This is a genomic window from Sphingomonas aerolata, assembly GCF_003046295.1.
Taxonomy (GTDB): domain Bacteria; phylum Pseudomonadota; class Alphaproteobacteria; order Sphingomonadales; family Sphingomonadaceae; genus Sphingomonas; species Sphingomonas aerolata.
In genome coordinates, this window is sequence record NZ_PZZN01000001.1 from 1,179,187 (window position 1) to 1,200,457 (window position 21,271).

Sequence of the window (21,271 nt, forward strand, 5' to 3'; positions counted from 1 at the left end):
TCCTGACGAAGGTCAGGATCCAGAGTTACGGGCGTCGTCCTGCGTGGCTCTGGATCCTGACTTTCGTCAGGATGACGGGGTGGAGGTGCCCGGACGCGCCCCGCGACGCCCACGGACGCGGGATTTGCCGTCCGCCGCGGGTCGTTTATAGCGGGACGGAACGGGGGAGCTTTCTTGCAGACGGACATATTCTGGGTCGCGCCAACGCTGTCGCTGGCGCTCGGCTACCTGCTGGGGTCGATCCCGTTCGGTGTCATCCTGACGCGGCTGGGCGGCGCGGGCGATCTGCGGACGATCGGATCGGGCAATATCGGCGCGACCAACGTGCTGCGGACCGGGCGCAAGGGCCTCGCTGCGGCGACGCTGCTGCTCGACATGGCCAAGGGGCTGGTCGCGGTGCTGCTGGTCGCGCATCTGTTCCCCGGCAACGCGCTGCTCGCCGCGGCCGGCGCCTTTATCGGCCATTGCTACCCGGTCTGGCTGCGGTTCCGCGGCGGCAAGGGCGTCGCGACGCTGATGGGAATCGTCGTCGCGCTCCACTGGCCGCTCGGGCTGGTCTATGCCGTGGTGTGGCTCGGCCTGCTCGGCACGCTGCGGATCTCGTCGGTCGCGGGCATCGCCGCGGCGTTCAGCGCACCGCTCGCCGCCGCGCTGTTCGGGCGCATGGATCTGGTCCTGCTGCTCCTCGCGCTTGCGCTGATCGTCGGGTGGAAGCACCGCGAGAACGTCCAGCGGCTGCTCGCCGGGACCGAGCCGCGGATCGGTGGCACCAGCCGGCCGCGTGGTGGCTGACACCGCGGTCGCCAGACTTCGGCTCATCCGTACGACCGGGATCGGACCGGTCACCTATCGCCAGCTGATCGCCCGTTTCGGCAGCGCGCAGGCCGCGATCGACGCGCTGCCGACGCTGGCCGCGCGCGGCGGCGGGCGCGTCCCGCGGGTCGCGGACCAGACGCTGGTCGACCGCGAGATGGCGGCGACGGCGCGGCTCGGCGCCCGCTACCTCTTTGTCGACGACCCCGATTACCCCCGCCTGCTCGCCGAGACCGAGACCGCGCCGCCGGTGCTGATCCTGCGCGGCGACATCGCGCATGCGACACGGCCGTGCATCGCGATGGTCGGCGCGCGCAACGCCTCTGCCGCCGCGTGCCGCTTCGCGCGCGAACTCGCGCATGCGCTCGCCGAGGCGGGCACAACGGTCGTGTCGGGCGTCGCGCGCGGGATCGACACCGCCGCGCATGTCGGTGCGCTCGGGAAGCCCGGCACGGGGACCGGATCCGGCGGCACGATCGGCGTGATCGCGAGCGGTATCGACATCGCCTATCCGCCCGACAACGCCGCGCTGCAGGACGCGATCGCCACGCACGGGCTGTTGCTCGCCGAACAGCCGCCCGGGACCGAACCCAAGGCGCGCAACTTCCCGTCGCGCAACCGCATCATCGCAGGGCTCTCGATCGGGACGGTGGTGGTCGAGGCGGTGCCCAAATCGGGCTCGCTGATCACCGCGCGACTCGCCGCCGAGCAGGGACGCGAGGTGATGGCAGTGCCCGGCAGCCCGCTCGATCCGCGCGCGCAGGGGTGCAACCTGCTGATCCGCGAGGGGGCGACGCTGGTCCAGTCGGCGGCGGACATTCTCGAACAGATTCGTCCGTTCGACAGCCGCTCGGTCCGCTCGCCGGTCGACGCCTATACCGGGCAGGACACCGGCGGTGGGTATCCGGACGATGCGAGCGAGGCCGACCGGCGCGCGGTCGCCGACCTGCTCGGACCCGTCCCCGTCGGGATCGACGAACTCGTCCGCCAGTCGCACCGGGCGCCCGCGATCGTCCAGCTGATCCTGCTCGAACTCGAACTGGCCGGCCGGCTGGAACGGCATGCGGGCGGGCGCGTCAGCCTGATCTGGGCCGGGTCCGCCGGATAGGCGCGGCGCCGGTGGTCGCCAGCGCCAGCGCGATCGCCGCACGCTGTTTCCGGGCGAGCGCGTCCGCATCGTCGCAGGCCCGCTCGATCGTCGCGATCAGTCCGTCGAGTTCGCGCTGGTCGTCCTCGATCAGGAGCGGCGTGGTCGTACGCAGCGCGGCCCGCCGCAGCGTCGCGATCCGTCTCGCCAGCACCGCGCATTTGCGTTGCGCGAGGACGAGTGCCGCGGGGGTCATGCGACGCCCGCCGGATCCACCCGGACAGTGATCGACGCCGTGGCGCGGCAGGACGCGCTTTCCCGGTCGGGGGCAGTACAGCGTGGCAGAGGGCCCTGATATGTCATGCAATCCGCCGAGATGAGCGCTGATCGATGCGATCTTACACCAACAATTAACCTGATTTGGATCAACTATCCAGCATATGCTCTACCGACATCACTTCGACCAGTCCCGGGCGGGGACGCCATCCGGCCTGCACGATCCGCGCCCGCGATCGCGCATCGCGATGCCGCCACCGCGCCCGCCCTGCCTCTGACAAACGGGCACGGGCGCCCTATCTGGCGCATTCATGCCGACCAAGCGCCTGCTTGACGGCACCACCCGAACGCCGTCACCCTCGTACGCGTACACGTAAGGATCCCGGTTTCCCCATGCAGCTTGTCATCGTCGAATCGCCTGCCAAGGCCAAAACCATCGAGAAGTATCTCGGCAGCGACTATCGCGTGCTGGCCAGCTACGGCCATGTCCGCGACCTGCCGCCGAAGGACGGCTCGGTGAATCCCGACGACCAGTTCGCGATGACGTGGGAGAATTACGCCGACAAGTCGAAGCAGCTGAAAGCGATCACCGATCTCGCCAAGACCGCCGACCGCCTGATCCTCGCGACCGATCCGGATCGCGAGGGCGAGGCGATTTCGTGGCATGTTCGCGAAGTGCTGCGTGCGCGCAAGGCACTGCCGAAGGAGGTCGAGCGCGTCACCTTCAACGCGATCACCAAGGCCACCGTCACCGAGGCGATGAAGAACCCGCGCGAGCTCGACGACGATCTGATCGACGCGTACCGCGCCCGCCGTGCGCTCGATTATCTGGTCGGCTTCACGCTCTCGCCGGTGCTGTGGCGCAAGCTGCCCGGCGCCAAGTCCGCCGGCCGCGTCCAGTCGGTCTCGCTGCGCCTGATCGTCCAGCGCGAGCGCGAGATCGACGTGTTCAAGCCGCAGGAATATTGGTCGGTGACGGCCGAGATGGAGCATGACGGCACCGCGTTCCAGGCGCGCCTGACGCAGTTCGAGGGGAACAAGCTCGACCGCCTGTCGATCGGCAACGAGGGCGACGCGCTGCGCGCCAAGCAGGCGGTGCTCGACGGCAATTTCTCGGTCCAGACGGTCGAGACCAAGCCCGCCACGCGCAACCCGCCGCCGCCGTTCACGACCTCGACGCTGCAGCAGGAAGCGTCGCGCAAGCTCGGCTTCTCCGCCGATCACACGATGCGGATCGCGCAGGGCCTCTACGAGGACGGCGCGATCACCTATATGCGTACCGATGGCGTGCAGATGGACGGCAGCGCGATTTCAGCCGCGCGCCTCGCGGTCGCGAACCGCTTCGACGCGAGCTACGTCCCCGACAAGCCGCGCCAGTACCAGTCAAAGGCGAAGAACGCGCAGGAAGCGCATGAGGCGATCCGCCCCACGGACTTTTCCAAGGACAAGGCCGGCGGCGGCGATCATGCGCGGCTCTACGACCTGATCTTCAAGCGCGCGCTCGCCAGCCAGATGGCGTCGGCACGGATGGAACGCACCACGGTCGAGATGGCCGACGGCACGGGGCGCAACATCCTGCGCGCGACCGGTCAGGTCGTGCTCTTCCCCGGCTATCTCGCCTTGTACGAGGAAGGCGCCGACGACACGCAGGACGAGGACGCACGTCGCCTGCCACGGATGAAGGAGGGCGATGCGCCGGCCAAGAAGAAGGTCGACGCCGAGCAGCATTTCACCCAGCCGCCGCCGCGCTTCTCGGAAGCCAGCCTCGTCAAGCGGATGGAGGAGCTCGGCATCGGTCGTCCGTCCACCTATGCGTCGATCATCAAGACGCTGAAGGACCGCGCGTACGTCCGGATCGAGAAGAACCGCTTCTTCGCCGAGGAGTCCGGGCGCCTCGTGACGGCGTTCCTCGAGCGCTTCTTCGAGAAGTACGTCGGCTACGACTATACCGCCGAGCTCGAGGAGGAACTCGACGACGTTTCGGGCGGCCGCGCGCAGTGGCAGTCGGTGCTCGACGCGTTCTGGCGCGATTTCAAGCCGCGCACGTCCGAGGTGATGGAGCAGCAGCCCAGCGCGATCACCGCCGAGCTCGACACCTTCCTCGCGCCCTACCTCTTCCCCGCCAAGGCGGACGGCGGCGATCCGCGGCTCTGCCCGAATTGCGGCGAGGGGCAGCTCGCGCTGCGCGGCGGCAAGTTCGGCGCGTTCATCGCCTGCTCCAACTATCCCGAGTGCAAATATACGCGTCGCTTCGCGCAGCCCGGCGGTGACGCCGAGGCGGATGCGGGTCCGTCGACGCTGGGCACGCATCCCGACACCGGCCAGCCGATCGAGCGCAAGTCGGGACGCTTCGGCCCGTATCTGCAGATCGGCGAGGGCGAGGATCGCAAGATGGCGTCGATCCCGAAGGATATCGGCGAGCTCAACCTCGAATGGGCGGTCAAGCTGCTCTCGCTCCCGCGGACGGTCGGCAATCACCCCGAAACCGGCGAGCCGATCATCGCGACGATCGGCAAGTTCGGGCCGTATCTGAAGCATCAGGGCAAATATGCGCGTCTCACGACGACCGCGGACGTGTTCGAGACGGGCATGAACGCGGCGGTCGTGAAGCTCGCCGAAGCGGCGGCCGGCGGCGGTCGCACCGCGCGCGGGGCGCAGGCGCCGCTGAAGGTTCTGGGCAACCATCCGCGCACCGAGGCGGAGATCAAGCTGATGGAGGGGCGTTACGGCCCCTATGTCACCGACGGCACGACCAATGCGACCCTGCCCAAGTCGATCGAGAAGGACCAGCTGACGCTGGAGGAAGCGGCCTCGCTGATCGACGCGCGCGCCGCGGCGGCGCCTGCGACGAAGAAGAAGAAGGCGCCCGCCAAGAAGCCCGCGGCAAAGAAGGCACCGGCCAAGGCTGCGGCGGCCAAGGACGGGGAGGCGAAGGCGGCGCCGGTGAAGAAGGCTCCGGCCAAGAAGGCGCCTGCGAAAAAGGCAGCGCCGAAGAAGAAGGCCGCAACGGAATGACGCCCTGATCCTCCCCCGTCAGGGGGAGGATACAGACAGAAGGCTTACGCCGCGCGGCGTTGCGTCAACTGCATCCAGTCGCGCGCGGCGCGCTGCGCCACCGCAATGTCGCGCGGGCTCATGTCCTCGGCGATCTGCGCGCGGCATTCCTGCGCCGCGTGATTGCCCGACACCGCCGCCAGGTTGAACCATTTATGCGCCTCGATCAGGTCGAGCACGACGCCCGCGGTGCCGGTCGAATACACCATCCCGAGTTCGTAGCAGGCGCGCTCGTCGCCGCGCGCGGCATCGGCGAGGCGCCGTTCGATCAGGAAATTCTTGGTCTTGAGCCTGCCAGCCATTGTCGGTCCCCGCTGTTCCTGCCGACAGACTGGACCGACTCGGCCTGCACAATGGTTAACGGGGCATTCCGTAGGATTGCCTAGTCGACCGCGATATTGTCGATCAGCCGGGTCGTGCCCATCCGCGCTGCCGCGAGCAGGCGCCGCGGGCGGCCCGCGCCGGGCTGTTCCGCCTCCGTCTGCTCGACGAGAGTCTCGGCATCCGCGAGCGCGACATAGTCGATCGCGAAGCCCGCGCCGACCAGCGCGGTCCGGGCGTCGTCGAGCACGGCGGCGACATCCTCGCCGCGGGCGATCGCACGCGCGGCGACGCCGAGCGCCCGCGGCAGCGCGACCGCCTGCCGGCGCTGGTCGTCGTCGAGATAGATGTTGCGCGACGACATGGCGAGGCCATCATCGTCGCGCTGCGTCGGGACGCCGACGATCTCGATCGCGAAGTCGAGATCGGTGACCATCCGGCGGATGACAGCGAGCTGCTGGAAGTCCTTTTCGCCGAAATAGGCGGCATCCGCGCCGACCTGGTTGAACAGCTTGGCGACGACGGTCGCGACACCATCGAAATGGCCGGGACGCGCGGCCCCGTCAAAGCCCTCGCTCACCCCGGCGACGCTGACGTTGGTGGCAAAGCCTTCGGGATACATGACCTCGACGCCCGGCGCCCAGAGCAGGTCGCAGCCGACCTCGTTCAGCAGCCTGATGTCGGCCATCTCGCGCCGCGGATAGCGCGCGAGATCCTCGTTCGGGCCGAACTGTTTGGGGTTGACGAAGATCGACGCGACGACCTTCGTTCCCGGGCGTTTCGCCGCCTCGATCAGCGCGACATGGCCGGCGTGGAGCGCCCCCATCGTCGGGACGAGCGCGACGCGCTGGCCGGCCGCGCGGAACGCGGCGACGCTTTCGCGCAGCATATTCAGGTCCCTGACGGTGTCCACGTGAAACTCCCACTCGATAAGTACGGTCGCGGCTTCTATGAAGGGCGTCACTCACGATCAATAAGGAAACGCGCGTTGGCCACGGGCCCGGATTCCCCTCACGCTTCGACGCACGTCATCGTGTTCGCCAACGAGAAGGGCGGCACGGGCAAATCGACGACCGCGGTCCATGTCGCGATCGCGCTGGCCGCCAGGGGCGCGCGCGTCGCCTGTCTCGACCTCGACCACCGCCAGCGCACCGTCGGCCGCTATCTCGACAACCGCGCCGAGACGATCAAGCGCACCGGCTCCGCGCTGCCGATGCCGCGTCACGCGACGCTGTCGGCGCAGACCGAGGACCAGTTCGAGGATCTGTGGCATTCGCTGTGCGCGGACTCGGATTTCCTCGTCGTCGACACGCCCGGCCGCGACGATCCGTTTGCGCGCACCGCCGCCGCGCTCTCGAACACGCTGGTCACGCCGATGAACGACAGCTTCGTCGATTTCGACCTGATCGGGCAGGTCGATCCCGAAACCTTCCAGGTGACGCGGCCGAGCTTCTATTCCGAGCTGATCTGGGACGCGCGCAAGCAGCGCGCCCGCGCGGACGGGACGACGATCGACTGGGTCGTGCTGCGCAACCGCCTCCAGCATATCGAGGCGCGCAACATGCGCCGCGTCTCGGATGCGCTGGTCCAGCTGTCGAAGCGGGTCGGATTCCGGATCATCCCGGGGCTCGGCGAGCGCGTCATCTACCGCGAGATGTTCCCCGCCGGGCTGACGATGATCGATGCGAAGGAATTCGGTGGCATGGGGCTGGCGCACGTCGCCGCGCGCCAGGAACTGCGCGAGATGATGGCGGCGCTGCAACTGCCCGAGCTGGCTGCCGAAACCGCGCCGCGCGCCGCTACGCCGTCATCCCCCGGCCCCGTGTCGGATGTCGCTGCATGACGGACCTCACCACGGTCCGCCGCAGGGCCGCGGCGTGACGTGGATCGCCACCGCACTGCTGATCTGGCTGGCCTGGCGGTATCTGCGCCCTAAGCCGAAACAGCGCGTGGTGACCGACGAGGCGGAAGCGCGCGCGATCCTGGGGATCGACGCGTACGCGGACGCCGATGCGATCCGTGGCGCGCACCGGCGGCTGATCGCCTCGGTCCATCCCGACCGCGGCGGCTCGACCGACCTGACGCGGCGGGTGAATGCCGCGCGCGACCTGCTGCTCAAACGCACGCGATAAGACGACACAGAGACGTATGACGCATCAGTTCGACCCCAGCGCGCTGCGCGAATATGACGTTCGCGGGATCGTCGGCAAAAGCCTCGGCCCCGCGGATGCCACCGCGATCGGCCGGGGGTTCGCGACGCGCGTGCGCGGCGTCGGCGGCACCCGCGTGGCGGTCGGCTATGACGGCCGCCTGTCCTCCCCCGCACTCGAGGCGGCGCTCGTCGCGGGGCTGGTCGCGGGCGGCGTCGACGTCGTCCGGATCGGTCTCGGCCCGTCGCCGATGCTTTATTATGCCGAGGCGACGCTAGAAGTGGATGGCGGCATCCACGTAACCGGCAGCCATAATCCCGCCGAGTATAACGGCTTCAAGATGGTATTGCGTCACGCCCCATTTTTCGGTGACGACATCCAGGATCTTGCCGCGCTTGCCGCGGCGGGCGCGTGGAGCGAAGGCACCGGCGTGGTTACCACCGTCGACCTGCGCGACGCCTATGTCGGGCGGCTGATGGCGGGCTATGCCGGCGGCGCCTTCCGGATCGGCTGGGATACGGGCAACGGCGCCGCGGGCCCGGTGATCGAGGCGCTGGTCAAGCTCCTCCCGGGTGAGCATCATGTGATCTTCGCCGAAGTCGACGGCAATTTTCCCAATCATCATCCAGATCCTACCGAAGAATCGAACCTTGCCGATCTGAAGCGGCTCGTCACGGAAAACAACCTCGACTTCGGACTGGCCTTTGACGGCGATGGCGACCGGATCGGTGCGGTCGACGCGCTGGGGCGGGTGATCTGGGGGGATCAGATCCTGTCCATCTTGGTCGAGCCCGCGCTGCGCGAGCATCCCGGCGCATCGATCGTCGCGGACGTGAAGTCGTCCCAGGCGCTGTTCGACCGAATCACCGCGCTTGGCGGCGAGGCGGTCATGGCGCCGACCGGGCACAGCCTGATGAAGACCGCGATGACGCGCACCGGCGCCCCGCTCGGCGGCGAGCTGAGCGGGCATCTGTTCTTCGCGGGCGATTATTACGGGTTCGACGACGCCGCCTATGCCGCGGTCCGCCTCATTCGCGCGGTGCATCTGTCGGGACAGTCGCTGACCGCGCTGCACGATGCGATGCCGGCGCTGGTCGCGACGCCCGATCTGCGCTTTCCGGTCGACGACGCGGAGAAGTTCGCGGTGGTGGACGCGGTCGTCGCACGGCTGGCGCGCGACGGCGCGGTGGTCGACCTGACCGACGGCGCGCGCGTCACCACGCCCGATGGCTGGTGGCTGCTGCGCGCGTCGAACACGCAGGCGATGCTGACGGTGCGCGCCGAGGCGCGAACCGCCGACGCGCTTGCCAGCCTGCTCGCCGCGGTCGACGCGCACCTCGCGGCCTGCGGGGTGGCGCGAGCCTGATCCGCGTGCCGCCCCGAGTGCGGCGATTGACTCGGGGCCGCGCTACCCTACCCTCCGCCATCATCCCAAGGAGTGCCGCGTGGAGCGACCCATCGACGAATTCCGGTCCAGCACGCGCCGCTGGCTGCTCGGCAGCTTTGCCGGCTGGGGAACGCTGCTGGCCTGCCTGGTCGGCGTGGGCTTCGTGCTGATCGGCCTGCGCTGGCTCCGGAACCGGAGCACGACCTTCGAGATCACCGACCAGCGGCTGATCGTGAAGCGCGGCATCCTGTTCAAGACGATCGACGAGATCGAGCTCTACCGGATCAAGGACGTCCGGCTCGGCTATTCGCTGCTCAACCAGATGACCGACATCGGCACGATCGTGCTGACGTCGACCGATCGCACGACCGGCGGCGGCGAATTCGTCCTGCGCGACGTGCCGATGGCGCGCGACCGGCGCGAAGGGCTGCGCACGCTCGTCGACCGTGCGCGCCAGCGGCGCGGCGTGCGCGAGGTGGATATTGACCGCGACGGTGCATACGCGCTGGATTAGCCGCGCTTTTGTCCCCACATGGCAGTCATGGCGCCATCTTATGCAAAGCCCAAGCCCCAGCCGCAGATGATCCGGGTCATCGACCTCGAGACCACCGGATCGGCTCCCCCCGCGCACGGCGTGTGCGAGATCGGCTGGCAGGACGTCGCGCTGGGTGAGGACGGGCGCTGGGAAATCTACGGCGAGGGCGGCAGCCTGCTGGTCAATCCGGGCCGGCTGATCCCGCCGGTGACCCAGGCCATCCACCATATTCTCGACGAGCATGTCGCCGATGCGCCCTGGTGGCATGATTGCGCGCGCCAAGTGCTCGATCCCTGGCCGCGGCGGCTCGCGCTGGCCGCGCACCGTGCCGATTTCGAACAGAAATTCTGTACTCCCGCGCTGACCCGTGACGCGGAATGGATCTGCACGTGGAAATGCGCGCTGCGGCTGTGGCCCGATTCGCCGAGCTTTTCGAACCAGGTGCTGCGCTATTGGCGCAAGCCTGTGGGGATGGAGCATGAGCGCGGCCTGCCCGCGCATCGCGCCTTCCCCGACGCCTATGTCACAGCCTTCCATCTGCGCGACATGCTCAACGAGGCGAGCCTGGCGCAGCTGATCGAATGGTCGCGCGATCCCGGCCTGATCCCGCGCGTGCGCTATGGCCCCGACCGCGGCAAGGAATGGTCCGAACTGGATCACGAGACCCTGATGGCGTTCCTGACCGATCGCGATCCCGATATCCGCTTCACCGCCAATCACGAGATGGATCGGCGCAGTGGCGGCGGCCGCGTCGGCAAGGCGAGCGCGCAGGAACTGTTGCTTTAGAGCGACTTCGCGGCGGATACATATAATCCGTACCAAACCATGACGCGCGTTTATATTATTCGTTAATTGAACTATGATCGTGTCTCCTTCGGTGAAGTGGAGACCCTCCATGCGCAAGTTCATCATCACTGCTGCAGCATTTGCAATCTCTACGATGCCGGCCACCGCGAATGCAGCCACCAACGCAGCGGCGCCATTGTCTGTCGCCAAGTCGGTGCGTGTATCGACGCAGACCGTCAGGAAGACCAAGCTTGCCGGTCCGAGCCTGATCGTCCCCCTGCTGGCAACGGTTGTCATCGTGGGCGGCGCCATTCTGCTCGTCACGAGCGACGACGATGATTCGGACAGCAACTGAGCAAACGGACGGCGTAGCGATGTCATCCGCTCGAACGGCAGCGGTCTCGCCTTGTCGGGCGGGTTAGAGGGCCTGCCAAAGTCGAACCATGTCGACGATATCACCGGGTCATGATGATCCGTGATCTTGATGGCCGTCCCGATCGATCGCGATTGCGATCTCCGGGTCTCGGCCAATCCCGCGATCGATGCGGCACAGTGGCGACCGCCGCGTTGGCAAGGCCAGCACACGAAAACTGTTGCCCTAGGGTCACGGTCGGCGACCGATAATTGCCCCCGATCGGTTTAGACGTTGCTTCATTTTTAATACAAACGCCTATACTGTGCGCTCTTCTCATAAAGTTACGGAGTTGTTCTCATGCGTAAGATCCTGCTCACGGCTGCTGCCGTTGCCGTCTCGGCCATGCCCGTCGCGGCGAATGCTGCTGCAAATTCCGCAGCGTCGCTGTCGGTCGCCAAGTCGGTGCGCGCGGCATCGCCGACTGCCAAGAAGAACAAGGTTGCCGGTGCCGGTCTGGTCATCGTCGCCGTCGCTGCCGTCGCCGTGGGCGGCGCGCTGTATCTCGCGATCGACGACGACAACAACTCCGACAGCAACTAAGACATAACGGGGTCGGCGCTGGCGCCGGCCCCACCCTGGCGGGCCGGTGTCGATGCCCATCAGGCGCGGCCAGACGCCCCGATCTTCGCAATCGCCGTCGCGCAAGCCGCCGGTATCCACCCTCTCCGGCCGCCGTCCGTCAGTATCGCTGGCGTAACGATAGGCGGTATCCTAGACGGGTCGCATATGGCGCGTATCAGCTTGAAACTTCCCCAGTCGGAAGGGCGCATCGCCCGCTGGCTGGTCGCGTTCATGACGCTCGGCTTCGTCGCGCTGGCCGCTGCCGCGGTCGCGATCGGCTGGATCACGGTGCGTAACGCGCGCTACACCGCCGATATCCTTCATACGCAGGACGTCCGCCAGGCGATCGCCACGTTGCAGGTCGAGATGGAGCAGTCGGAGACCGCGCGGCGCGGCTATCTTCTCACCGGCCTGCCCCTGTTCTCGACGGCGTATGAGACGACCGCCCAACGGCTCGCGCCGGCGCTGACGGCGCTGCGCTCCTCGACCCACGACAATCCACGCCAGACCGCGCGGCTCGACCTGATCGAACCGCGGGTGGGCCAGTTGCGCAGCCTGCGGACCCAGTCGATCGCGCTGGTCGACGCGGGCCGGATCGGCGAGGCGCAACGCCGGTTCGCGGTCGATGCGAGCGTCCCGCTGATGCGCAGCATCCGCTACCGGCTGCGGGCGATGGCTGCCGAGGAAGTTCGCCTGCTCGAGATCCGCAGTGACCGCCAGCAGCGGTCGAACATGCTGTTCCTGTCGGTGGCGGGCCTCGCAGCGCTGCTCCTCCTCGTCGTGGCGATCCTCGCGATCCTGGTGATCCGGCGCTACACCGCCGATCTCGGCGCGTCGCGCGACCGGTTGCACCTGCTCAACGAGACGCTCGAGGATCAGGTGGTCGAACGGACCGCGGATCTCAGCCGGGCGAATGACGAGATCCAGCGTTTCGCCTATATCGTCAGCCACGACCTGCGCTCGCCGCTCGTCAACGTGATGGGCTTTACCGCGGAGCTGGCCGAGGCCGCCGCGCCGCTGGCCGCACTGATCGACCGTGCGGAGGCGATCGCCCCGGAGATCGTCACGCCCGAGGCGCGGATCGCCGCGCGGGAGGATCTGCCCGAGGCGATCGGCTTCATCCGCGCCTCGACGCAGAAGATGGACCGGCTGATCAACGCGATCCTGAAGCTGTCGCGCGAGGGGCGGCGGTCGATCACCCCCGAACCGGTCGACCCGGCCGCCGTCGGGGACGCGATCGTCGCGTCGATCCAGCATCTGATCGACGATCGCGGCGCGACCGTCACGATCGACCGCCCGCTGCCGGCACTCGTCACCGACCGGCTCGCGCTCGAACAGATCCTGTCGAACCTGATCGAGAATGCGACCAAATATCTCCAGCCCGGACGGCCGGGCGTGATCCGGCTTGCCGGCACGCGCGAGCGCAACCGCGTGATCCTGTCGGTCATCGACAATGGCCGCGGGATCGCGCCGGGCGATCACCAGCGCGTCTTCGACCTGTTCCGGCGTGCCGGGCCGCAGGACCAGCCCGGCGAGGGCATCGGCCTCGCGCATGTCCGCGCGCTGGCCTATCGGCTGGGCGGGACGATCGACGTGGTCTCGACGCTCGGCGAAGGCGCGACCTTCCGGCTCAATCTCCCCTTCGACCTCAGGTTACAGGATCCCGTGGCATGAACGATCACAAATCCGTCGGCATCGTGATGATCGAGGACGACGAGGGCCATGCGCGCCTTATCGAGAAGAACATCCGCCGTGCGGGCATCCTCAACGATATCCGCCATTTCACCGATGGCACGACCGCGCTCGACTTCCTGTTCGATGCGGCCGACGGTCCGGCGAAGAGCGGCCCCGCGCTGATCCTGCTCGACCTCAACCTGCCCGACATGAGCGGCACCGACATCCTCGCGCGGATCAAGGCGGAGGGCAGCCCGTTGCGACGCGCGCCCGTCGTTGTGCTGACGACCACCGACGACAAGGTCGAGATCCAGCGCTGCTATGATCTCGGCTGCAACGTCTATATCACCAAGCCGGTGAATTATGAGAGCTTTGCCCAGGCGATCCGCCAGCTCGGCCTGTTCCTGTCGGTGATCCAGGTCCCCTCGGCCGAGAGTTGAATGACCGGCAAACGCGTTCTCTATATCGATGACGATGCGGGTATCCGGCGGCTGGTCGGGCGCGCGATGGAGCGTCGCGGGTACCATATGACGCTGGCCGAGTCGGGCGCGGACGGCATCGCGATGGCGCGCGCCGAACCGTATGACCTGATCGCGGTCGATCATTACATGCCCGGGATGGACGGGCTCGAGACGCTCAACGTCCTGCGCGCGCTGCCCGATGCGCCGCCGGTCGTCTATGTCACCGGGTCAGACGAGGGACGGATCGCGGTCGCCGCGCTGAAGGCGGGCGCGGCCGACTATGTCGTGAAGACCGTCGGCGAGGAGTTTTTCGAGCTGCTCGATGCGGCGTTCGAACAGGTCGGCGCGCGATCGGTGCTGCAACAGGCCAAGGCCGTCGCCGAGGCCGATCTGCGCGCGACCAATGCGCGGCTCGAGGCGCTGCTCGGCGAGGTGAACCACCGGGTCGCCAATTCGCTGCAGCTGGTCTCGGCGATGGTCAGCCTGCAGGCGGGGGCGCTGACCGACCCGGCCGCGCGCGAGGCGCTCGAGGATACGCAGCGGCGGATCCAGGCGATCGCGCAGGTCCATCGCCGCCTGTATACGAGCAACGACGTCGAAAGCGTCGACATGCGCGAATATCTCGGCGCGCTGGTCGACGAACTGGCGGAGACCTGGTCGAGCGAGGCGCTGCCGCGCGCGTTGCGGCTGGTTGCCGAACCGATCCGGCTGGCGACCGACCGCGCGGTGTCGCTGGGCGTCATCGTCACCGAACTCGTCACCAATGCCTGCAAATACGCCTATCCCGCGGGATCGGGCGAGGTCCGCGTGACGCTGTCGCAGACCGATGACGGCCAGTTCCTGCTGGCGGTCGAGGATGATGGCTGCGGCATGCCCGCCGATGCCACCCCGCGCGGTACGGGGCTCGGCACCAAGCTGATCCGCGCGATGGCGCAGAGCCTGCATTCGATCGTCGAATATGACCGCGCGCATCGCGGCGTCCGCGCGACGCTCCGCGCCGAGGTGCGCTGACCGCCGTCAGTTGTGAGCAGGATTGTCGATGCTGGTCCAAGCGGGCGGCTCTGGACAGCGCCGACCCGCGCTCCTATTTAGTTATCGCGATAAGCAAATAGGAGATTCAGCATGTCGGTCGATGTGAAATACAGCACCACGGCAACCGCCACCGGCGGTCGTGACGGTCAGGCACGGTCGGAGGACGGCCGGTTCGCGGTGGCCCTGTCGACGCCCAAGGAGCTTGGTGGCGCCGGTGGTGACGGGAGCAACCCGGAACAGCTGTTCGCGGCGGGCTATTCGGCGTGCTTCATCGGCGCGCTGAAGGTCGCCGGACAGCAGCTGAAGGTGAAGCTGCCCGACGATGTGTCGGTGACCGCCAAGGTCGGCATCGGTCCGCGCAGTGCGGGCGGGTTCGGCATCACCACCGATCTGACCGTCACGCTGCCGGGTCTCGACCGCGAGCAGGCGCAGAAGCTGGTCGATACCGCGCACCAGATCTGCCCCTATTCGAACGCCACGCGCGGCAATGTCGATGTCGGGCTGACGCTCGCCTGACCCACGGGGTGGCCGGCCGCGCGAGCGGCCGGCTGTTCCGTCACGCGCCTGCGGCGTCGACCTGGTCGAGATAGTCCGCATATCCCTCGGCTTCCATCGCGTCGCGCGGGACGAAACGGAGTGCGGCCGAGTTGATGCAGTAGCGCAGCCCGCCGCGGTCACGCGGCCCATCCTCGAAGACATGCCCCAGATGGCTGTCCGCGCCTGCCGAGCGGACCTCGGTGCGGACCATGCCGTGGCTGCGGTCATGCAGCTCGGCGACATGCGCGGGAGTGATCGGCTTGGTGAAACTCGGCCAGCCGCAGTGCGAGTCGAACTTGTCGGCCGACGCGAACAGCGGTTCGCCCGACACGATGTCGACATAGAGCCCGGGTTCGCGGGTGTTGAGATAGGATCCCGTCCCGGGCCGCTCGGTGCCGCTTTCCTGCGTGACGTAATATTGCTCGGGCGTCAGCTTGGCGAGCGCGGCGTCGGTCTTCTTATACTCTGTCATGCTGTCCTCTCACGCGGCGATCCGCGTCGGTTGGCCGGCCGGGATGCGCGAAAGCTGCGTCCGGTCAGCAGGGTGCCGACGGGATATAGGAGGCGTTGGCGCTATAGGAATGGCCGCGCGACAGTGATGGTTAGCCTGATGGGCCGTTGCCCGGGCCGCGATCTTCGCAATCCCGGGGCATGTGGCGCCCCTGCGCACGGCACGCCTTGCCAGCATTCAGTCTTTCATCTAGTATTAACCATCGAAACTCATTCCGTTTACCATGATGCGTCATGATGTACGGCAATGATCGACGACCATCCCAAGTCAAGACCATGTATGTCCACGTAGATCTACGTGGAAAATATTGTACATTTGTTCAGGTGTTCGCAATGCCATCGGCGTAGAACTGCATCGATGAGGCGGCATGTTTTCAAGAAGCCTCTTGATGACAGATACGGCTCGACATGAGTGGCGCAAGGTATCTCCTGCTGCGCCCAGTCCTGGGAATTACCAATGGCTATCAACAACATGCGCGTCCAATTCGCGCTGGCGTCCGCGCTCGGCCTGACCGCTTTCGCCCTTCCGGCATCGGCGCAGACCACCGGCACGACGATCGCCGCCAACGCTGCAGTCACCGAGAGCTGCGTGGTCACCTCGACCGCCCTGCAGTTCGGCGGCGCCGATGTGACCGATGGCGCCGCGCATGCGGGCACCGGTGGTCTGGACGTCATGTGCACCAGTGGCACGGCCTGGACCGCGACGGCCGATGTCGGCACGGGCGCAAATGCAACGATGGCCTTGCGCGGGATGACCTCGACCGCCGGGGGCGGCCTGCCGCTGAACTACGTCCTTTACAACGACAACACCGCGACCAGCCCATGGGGTGATGGCACGGGCGGCACCTCGCCGATCACCGGCACCGGCACCGGCGTCGTTGTGCCGATCGTGCTGGCCGGCAGCATCCCGCTTGGCCAAACGGGCATACCAGCAGGAACCTATGCGGATCTCGTCCAGGTCACGGTTAACTACTAAGCTCTTCAAGCAATGCGCTTTATGAGCCTCTTGCAGACCGGTCGCCTCACGGCGGCCGGTCTTTGCATGGCCGCCGCCATCGCCCTACCCGGCGATGCGGTCGCGAGCAACTTCCGCGTCAGCCCGGTCACGCTCACCCTGCCCGCCAACCGCCCGATCGGATCGCTGACCATCACCAATGGCGAGGATGTACCGGTATCGATCCGGGTGTCCGCCTTTCGCTGGACCCAGGTCGACGGCAAGGACGTCTATACGCCGACCGACGACCTGATCGCGTCGCCACCCATCTTCACCGCCGCGACGCGGGCGCCGCAACTCGTCCGCATCGGCGTGCGGCACCGCATGCCCAATGCCGCCTATCGCGTGATGCTGCAGGAGATCCCCGGGCCGGCGAAGGCGAACGGCGTGCGCATCGCGGTCAAGCTGAACCTGCCGCTCTATATCGTCGCCGATCCGGCCGCCAAGGCCGCCGTCGCCTGGACCGCCTGGCGGCGTCCGGCCGGCGACATCGTCCTCGAAGCGCGCAACACCGGCGGCGCCATCGCGCAGGTCACCGGCATCGCACATCGGGCGGGGACGGGCGGCACATCGACGGTGCTGAGCAACGCGATGGGCGTCGTCCTGCCGCAGAGCATGCGCCAATGGGAGATCGGCAAGCACCCCGAACTCCCGACCGGGACGCCGCTGACGCTCGCGATCCGCACCGCCGATGGCGAGCACGAAGTCACGGCGAATCTGGCCGCGCGCTAGTCTGGCAATCGTGCTTCTGGCCGCGGGTTCGCCCGGCATCGCTGCCGACCCCGCGCCCATCCCGGCGGCGGGGCAGGCTGCGGCGCCGGCGGACTTGCGTCTGGCGTTGCTCGCGATCCGGATCAACGGCATCGATCAGCCCGATCCGGTCTGGGTGCTGTACGATGCGGATGCGCTGTACGTCACCGGAGACGCGGCGCGCGCCTGGCGGCTGGTGCTGAAAGAGGAGGACACGCGGCTGTTCGAGGGCGAGACCTATCTTCGGCTCGACACGGCGGAAGGACTCGTCGCCGGCCTCGACGATGCGACGCAGACGCTGTCGATCACCGCGCCGGCCGCATTGTTCATGCCGTCGAGCGCGCTGCTGTCGGGCCGGACCGACGGGCCGATGACGCGCAGCGGGATCGGCGGCTTCCTCAATTACGACCTGTCCGCACAGACCGCGTCCGGCGCGTCCTCGCTCGACGGCCTGTTCGAGCTGGGCGCGTTCAGCGGCGCGGGGACGATGGGGACGGGCTTCATCGCCGGCACGGGGAACAGTGGCGACGGGCGACGCAGCCTCGTCAGGCTGGATACCAACTGGACGATCGACGACCCGGCGCGGTTGCGATCGCTGCGGATCGGCGACGGCGTGACGCGCGGCAGCACCGGGACCGGTGCGCTGCGGTTCGCGGGCTTTCAGCTCGCGACCAATTTCGCGACGCAGCCGGGCTATCTGACGATGGCGCTGCCGACACTGAACGGCAGCGCCGCCGTCCCCTCGGTCGTCGACCTCTATGTCAACAACATCCTCCAGAACCGCCAGACCGTCGCGTCCGGACCGTTCGCGCTGACCGACGTCCCGGTGGTCAATGGCAGCGGCGATATCCAGCTGGTGGTGCGCGATGCGCTGGGTCGCGAGACGCGGGTGACGCAATCCTATTATGCCGCGCCGCAGATCCTGCGCCGGGGCCTGCATGATTTCTCGTACGAGATCGGCGTGTTGCGGCGCAATTTCACGCGGGCGAGCTTCGACTATGGCACGCCGATCCTGTCGGCGACGCATCGCTATGGCGTGACCGAACGGCTGACGGTCGAGGCGCATGGCGAAACCACCCGCAGGATGCAGGCGACCAGCATGCAGGTCAGCGCCTTGTGGCCCGCGGTCGGGATCTTCTCGCTCTCGGCCGCGGGCAGCCATTCGGACCGGGGCGGCGGTGGCCTGTTCGGAATCGGGTTCGAACGCCAGGCGCGCGGCCTGTCGCTGGGCGGCAATGGCGAAATCACCACCGCGGACTATGCGACGGTCGGCGATTCGACCGCCTATCGGCGCGCGCGCAGCACGGTGACCGGCTTTATCGGCACGCCCACGCCCTATGGGTCGGTCACAGCTTCTCTCCTGTGGCGCCGCAGCCGTGACCAGCGCGGCGATATCCTGTCGGGCAATGCCAATGCGTCGATGCGGCTCCGTCGGATCGGCGCGCTCAGCCTCAATGCGAGCCGGAGCTTTGCCGGCGCGCGCGACACGACGGTGCAGTTCCGCCTCACCGTCCCGTTCGGCCAGCGGACGAGTGCCACCGCCGGCGTGCAGTTGCGCGACGGCGAACTCGGCGCGACGACGACGCTGCAACGCAACCTGCCCTATGGCGACGGCGTCGGCTACCGGCTGCAGGCGGAAACCGGGGCGATCGAGCGGCTTGATGCAGAGGTCAATGCCCAGAGCGGCATCGGCCGTATCGATGCGCAGGTGACCCGGCTGAACGGTGCGTCGGGCGGGCGGCTGCAGCTGGTCGGATCGGTCGCGACGGTCGATGGCGCGGTATTCGCCGCGCGTCGGATCGAGCAGAGCTTCGGGACCGTGCGCGTCGGCCCCTACGCCAATGTCCGCGTCTATTCGGACAACCAGCTGGTCGGCCGGACGAACGCGGCGGGCGTGCTGGTCATCCCGCGGCTGCTGCCGTTTCAGGACAATCATATCCGGATCGAGGCCGAGGACCTGCCGCTCGACGCGATCATCGACGAGACCAAGCGCACGGTGCGGCCCTATGATCGCAGCGGCGTCGCGGTACGGTTCGGCGCACGCGCCGCAAGCGATGCGCGGCTCCGGGTGGTCGGTGCGGACGGCAACCCGCTTCCCGCCGGCACCGTGCTTCACCTGAACGGCGCGGGCGAAGCCTTTCTGCTGGCGCCCGGCGGCGACGCCTATCTGACCGGGCTGGCCGCGCGCAATCGCGTGTCCGCCACCTTTGCCGGCGGCGGGTGCGCTTTCGCCTTCGACTTCGTCCCCGCCGGACAGACCCAACCCGATCTCGGAACCTTCACATGCACCTCATGATCGGTCGCAGCGCGACCACCGCCGCGTTTGCGTTCCTGATACTGGCGGCGCCGGCATCGGCGGCCAGTTGCAGCGTCAGCCCGCAGCAACTGAGTCTGGGCCGCTATGATCCGTTCGCAACGGCGCCACAGGATGCCGTCACCAGCATCGCGATCAGCTGCGACGTCGAGACCAGCGTCGTCATCGCGATCGGCCCGGGCAATGGCGACTATGGCGCGCGGACCATGACCGGCGGCGCCCAGGCGCTGCTCTACAATCTCTATGTCGATCCTGCGCACTCCAGGGTCTGGGGTGACGGCACCAATGGCAGCAGCACCGTCAGCAGCACCGCGGTCGCGACCAGCACCGCGATTCCCGTCTATGCCCGCGCACCGGCCCGCCAGACGCAGCTGAAGCCGGGATCCTACAGCGACATCCTCTGGGTCAGCATCACCTATTGAACGCCCGCGACAGCCCCCTCGAACTCTTAGACTTTACCGTGTAACGCCGAATTTCATCGTCCCGGCCGCGGCACCATTTTCGGGCCCCTGGCACCGCCACCGACCGGAGCAGCCATGATCCTATACGTCATCGACGACGACAGCGGCACGCGGCGGCATCTGCAGGCCTGTCTGAAGCCGTCGGGCATCACGGTCTGGCCCTTTGCCCATGCCGACCTGTTCCTCGAGCAATTGCCGACGCTCAAGCCTGCGCCGATCCTGATCGAGCTGCGGACGCCGCCGGCGCACGGCCTGGGGCTGCTCTCCGCGCTGGTACAACGCGACATCCGCTGGCCGGCGATCGCGATCACGGCGCGGACCGATGCGACGGTCACCGTCGAGGCGATGAAACTGGGCGCGACCGAGGTGCTCGACATGCCGCTCGAGCCCGAAACGCTGGCGGCCGCGCTGGACCGCGCGTTCGAACGGGTCTCGACGCTGGTGAACTGGACGGCGCAGCGCGGCGCGGCGCGCGCGCGTCTCGACCTGCTGACCGAGCGCGAGCGCAATGTCGTGCGCGCGATGATCGTCGGCCAGACGAACAAGGCGATCGCGCAGGCGATGGCGATCAGCCCGCGTACGGTCGAGGGGCATCGCGCGCAGGCGCTGCGCAAGCTGAACGTCAGCAGCGTGGCGGAGATGGTCTATGTCGCGGTCGATGGCGGGCTTGCGCCCCGCGAACGCTGGCTCGACACGCCCGAACTCGCGCGCAGCCTGCGTGAGGGGTCGCCGCTGGCGAACCACGTGCCGCAGCTGCCCGACCCGGGCCGGTCCCGCTTCGACAATTTCGCCGCGACCTCTCCCGATGGCATTCTATGTGCGGATCATGACGGCCGGATCATCGTCTGGAACGCGGCGTGCGAGACGCTGTTCGGTTTCAGCACCGATCAGGCGCTGGGTCAGACGATTGCGATCATCGATCCGCGAGAACGGGGTAACGCCCTGAGCCTGCAGCAGCTCGCGGCCCGCGGCGCGGCACATCTGGTCGGGACGACCGTCACCCTCGAAGCGACGCACCGCGGCGGGTCGAAACTGGCCGTCACCCTGTCGCTGTCGATGTGGCGCGAGGACGGCCAGACGCATTTCGGCGCGATCATCCGCAAGACCGACGCACCACGCCTTGCCAAACCGGACTGACGCACCCGGATCGGAC

At 67.7% G+C, this 21,271-nt stretch carries 23 protein-coding genes; 19 read left to right on the plus strand and 4 right to left on the minus strand.

The window, feature by feature from the left end:
* Positions 1-174: 174 nt before the first annotated feature.
* Positions 175-792: a glycerol-3-phosphate 1-O-acyltransferase PlsY gene (gene plsY, locus C8J24_RS05440; protein ID WP_107930828.1), complete on the plus strand. Its 618-nt coding sequence runs from the start codon at positions 175-177 to the stop codon at positions 790-792.
* Entirely contained in the window at positions 785-1,921 is a 1,137-nt protein-coding gene (gene dprA, locus C8J24_RS05445) for a DNA-processing protein DprA (protein WP_107930830.1), read from the plus strand. The genes plsY and dprA overlap by 8 nt, the downstream gene beginning before the upstream one ends.
* On the opposite strand, the gene C8J24_RS05450 is transcribed toward dprA, so the two are convergent.
* Complete coding sequence (locus C8J24_RS05450) at positions 1,890-2,156, minus strand: hypothetical protein (protein WP_107930832.1); 267 nt, start codon at positions 2,154-2,156, stop codon at positions 1,890-1,892. The genes dprA and C8J24_RS05450 overlap by 32 nt on opposite strands.
* Positions 2,157-2,569: 413 nt before the next feature.
* Here C8J24_RS05450 and topA point away from each other — a divergent pair, with 413 nt between their 5' ends.
* Positions 2,570-5,191: a type I DNA topoisomerase gene (gene topA / locus C8J24_RS05455; protein ID WP_107930835.1), complete on the plus strand. Its 2,622-nt coding sequence runs from the start codon at positions 2,570-2,572 to the stop codon at positions 5,189-5,191.
* Positions 5,192-5,235: 44 nt separating this feature from the next.
* On the opposite strand, the gene C8J24_RS05460 is transcribed toward topA, so the two are convergent.
* Both C8J24_RS05460 and panC read right to left on the minus strand, forming a co-directional pair.
* Positions 5,236-5,532: an SEL1-like repeat protein gene (locus C8J24_RS05460; RefSeq protein ID WP_031440481.1), complete on the minus strand. Its 297-nt coding sequence runs from the start codon at positions 5,530-5,532 to the stop codon at positions 5,236-5,238.
* An 80-nt stretch (positions 5,533-5,612) separates the two neighbouring features.
* Positions 5,613-6,464 (minus strand): pantoate--beta-alanine ligase, encoded by an 852-nt coding sequence (gene panC, locus C8J24_RS05465; protein WP_107930837.1) that lies wholly within the window; start codon positions 6,462-6,464, stop codon positions 5,613-5,615.
* A gap of 75 nt (positions 6,465-6,539) precedes the next feature.
* Here panC and C8J24_RS05470 point away from each other — a divergent pair, with 75 nt between their 5' ends.
* From C8J24_RS05470 to C8J24_RS05520, 11 genes are all read left to right on the plus strand, one after another.
* A complete protein-coding gene (locus C8J24_RS05470) occupies positions 6,540-7,394 on the plus strand; it encodes a division plane positioning ATPase MipZ (RefSeq protein WP_244180431.1) in 855 nt (284 codons plus the stop codon).
* 34 nt (positions 7,395-7,428) lie between these two features.
* Positions 7,429-7,683 carry a J domain-containing protein gene (locus C8J24_RS05475; protein WP_056675144.1) on the plus strand — a complete coding sequence of 85 codons (255 nt, stop codon included), beginning with the start codon at positions 7,429-7,431 and terminating at the stop codon, positions 7,681-7,683.
* 16 nt (positions 7,684-7,699) lie between these two features.
* Positions 7,700-9,067, plus strand: coding sequence for a phosphoglucomutase/phosphomannomutase PgmG (pgmG, locus tag C8J24_RS05480; RefSeq protein ID WP_107930839.1), 1,368 nt, complete (start codon positions 7,700-7,702; stop codon positions 9,065-9,067).
* 79 nt (positions 9,068-9,146) lie between these two features.
* Entirely contained in the window at positions 9,147-9,602 is a 456-nt protein-coding gene (locus C8J24_RS05485) for a PH domain-containing protein (protein WP_107930841.1), read from the plus strand.
* A 27-nt stretch (positions 9,603-9,629) separates the two neighbouring features.
* Positions 9,630-10,409 (plus strand): exonuclease domain-containing protein, encoded by a 780-nt coding sequence (locus C8J24_RS05490; protein WP_107930844.1) that lies wholly within the window; start codon positions 9,630-9,632, stop codon positions 10,407-10,409.
* 109 nt (positions 10,410-10,518) lie between these two features.
* Positions 10,519-10,764 (plus strand): hypothetical protein, encoded by a 246-nt coding sequence (locus tag C8J24_RS05495; protein ID WP_107930846.1) that lies wholly within the window; start codon positions 10,519-10,521, stop codon positions 10,762-10,764.
* A gap of 357 nt (positions 10,765-11,121) precedes the next feature.
* The gene (locus C8J24_RS05500; protein ID WP_031394821.1) at positions 11,122-11,364 is read left to right on the plus strand and encodes a hypothetical protein; all 243 of its coding nucleotides are present in this window, start codon (positions 11,122-11,124) and stop codon (positions 11,362-11,364) included.
* A 186-nt stretch (positions 11,365-11,550) separates the two neighbouring features.
* Entirely contained in the window at positions 11,551-13,059 is a 1,509-nt protein-coding gene (locus tag C8J24_RS05505) for a sensor histidine kinase (protein WP_056673510.1), read from the plus strand.
* Entirely contained in the window at positions 13,056-13,499 is a 444-nt protein-coding gene (locus tag C8J24_RS05510) for a response regulator (protein ID WP_031394819.1), read from the plus strand. The genes C8J24_RS05505 and C8J24_RS05510 overlap by 4 nt, the downstream gene beginning before the upstream one ends.
* Positions 13,500-14,531, plus strand: a complete 1,032-nt coding sequence (locus tag C8J24_RS05515) for a sensor histidine kinase (protein ID WP_056673507.1) — start codon at positions 13,500-13,502, stop codon at positions 14,529-14,531.
* Positions 14,532-14,642: 111 nt separating this feature from the next.
* Complete coding sequence (locus C8J24_RS05520) at positions 14,643-15,068, plus strand: organic hydroperoxide resistance protein (protein ID WP_107930848.1); 426 nt, start codon at positions 14,643-14,645, stop codon at positions 15,066-15,068.
* Between the two features lie 40 nt (positions 15,069-15,108).
* Here C8J24_RS05520 and msrB read toward each other — a convergent pair whose 3' ends face one another.
* The gene (msrB, locus tag C8J24_RS05525; RefSeq protein WP_031440471.1) at positions 15,109-15,561 is read right to left on the minus strand and encodes a peptide-methionine (R)-S-oxide reductase MsrB; all 453 of its coding nucleotides are present in this window, start codon (positions 15,559-15,561) and stop codon (positions 15,109-15,111) included.
* A gap of 495 nt (positions 15,562-16,056) precedes the next feature.
* Here msrB and C8J24_RS05530 point away from each other — a divergent pair, with 495 nt between their 5' ends.
* From C8J24_RS05530 to C8J24_RS05550, 5 genes are all read left to right on the plus strand, one after another.
* Positions 16,057-16,575, plus strand: coding sequence for a Csu type fimbrial protein (locus C8J24_RS05530; RefSeq protein WP_107930851.1), 519 nt, complete (start codon positions 16,057-16,059; stop codon positions 16,573-16,575).
* Positions 16,576-16,641: 66 nt separating this feature from the next.
* Positions 16,642-17,325, plus strand: coding sequence for a fimbrial biogenesis chaperone (locus C8J24_RS05535; RefSeq protein WP_167396702.1), 684 nt, complete (start codon positions 16,642-16,644; stop codon positions 17,323-17,325).
* 10 nt (positions 17,326-17,335) lie between these two features.
* On the plus strand, positions 17,336-19,639 hold the full coding sequence (locus C8J24_RS05540; RefSeq protein WP_167396703.1) for a fimbria/pilus outer membrane usher protein: 2,304 nt from the start codon (positions 17,336-17,338) through the stop codon (positions 19,637-19,639).
* Complete coding sequence (locus C8J24_RS05545; RefSeq protein ID WP_107930859.1) at positions 19,627-20,079, plus strand: Csu type fimbrial protein; 453 nt, start codon at positions 19,627-19,629, stop codon at positions 20,077-20,079. The genes C8J24_RS05540 and C8J24_RS05545 overlap by 13 nt, the downstream gene beginning before the upstream one ends.
* A gap of 114 nt (positions 20,080-20,193) precedes the next feature.
* Positions 20,194-21,255, plus strand: coding sequence for a LuxR C-terminal-related transcriptional regulator (locus C8J24_RS05550; RefSeq protein ID WP_107930862.1), 1,062 nt, complete (start codon positions 20,194-20,196; stop codon positions 21,253-21,255).
* The last annotated feature ends 16 nt before the right edge of the window (positions 21,256-21,271 follow it).

Excerpts from the sequence above, each read along its gene's own strand:
- C8J24_RS05450 (WP_107930832.1), bottom strand. The coding sequence starts at position 2,156 with ATGACCCCCGCGGCACTCGTCCTCGCGCAACGCAAATGCGCGGTGCTG.
- topA (WP_107930835.1), top strand. The coding sequence starts at position 2,570 with ATGCAGCTTGTCATCGTCGAATCGCCTGCCAAGGCCAAAACCATCGAG.
- C8J24_RS05460 (WP_031440481.1), bottom strand. The coding sequence starts at position 5,532 with ATGGCTGGCAGGCTCAAGACCAAGAATTTCCTGATCGAACGGCGCCTC.
- pgmG (WP_107930839.1), top strand. The coding sequence starts at position 7,700 with ATGACGCATCAGTTCGACCCCAGCGCGCTGCGCGAATATGACGTTCGC.
- C8J24_RS05490 (WP_107930844.1), top strand. The coding sequence starts at position 9,630 with ATGGCGCCATCTTATGCAAAGCCCAAGCCCCAGCCGCAGATGATCCGG.
- C8J24_RS05495 (WP_107930846.1), top strand. The coding sequence starts at position 10,519 with ATGCGCAAGTTCATCATCACTGCTGCAGCATTTGCAATCTCTACGATG.
- C8J24_RS05500 (WP_031394821.1), top strand. The coding sequence starts at position 11,122 with ATGCGTAAGATCCTGCTCACGGCTGCTGCCGTTGCCGTCTCGGCCATG.
- C8J24_RS05505 (WP_056673510.1), top strand. The coding sequence starts at position 11,551 with ATGGCGCGTATCAGCTTGAAACTTCCCCAGTCGGAAGGGCGCATCGCC.
- C8J24_RS05510 (WP_031394819.1), top strand. The coding sequence starts at position 13,056 with ATGAACGATCACAAATCCGTCGGCATCGTGATGATCGAGGACGACGAG.
- C8J24_RS05515 (WP_056673507.1), top strand. The coding sequence starts at position 13,500 with ATGACCGGCAAACGCGTTCTCTATATCGATGACGATGCGGGTATCCGG.
- C8J24_RS05520 (WP_107930848.1), top strand. The coding sequence starts at position 14,643 with ATGTCGGTCGATGTGAAATACAGCACCACGGCAACCGCCACCGGCGGT.
- msrB (WP_031440471.1), bottom strand. The coding sequence starts at position 15,561 with ATGACAGAGTATAAGAAGACCGACGCCGCGCTCGCCAAGCTGACGCCC.
- C8J24_RS05530 (WP_107930851.1), top strand. The coding sequence starts at position 16,057 with ATGGCTATCAACAACATGCGCGTCCAATTCGCGCTGGCGTCCGCGCTC.
- C8J24_RS05535 (WP_167396702.1), top strand. The coding sequence starts at position 16,642 with ATGGCCGCCGCCATCGCCCTACCCGGCGATGCGGTCGCGAGCAACTTC.
- C8J24_RS05545 (WP_107930859.1), top strand. The coding sequence starts at position 19,627 with ATGCACCTCATGATCGGTCGCAGCGCGACCACCGCCGCGTTTGCGTTC.
- C8J24_RS05550 (WP_107930862.1), top strand. The coding sequence starts at position 20,194 with ATGATCCTATACGTCATCGACGACGACAGCGGCACGCGGCGGCATCTG.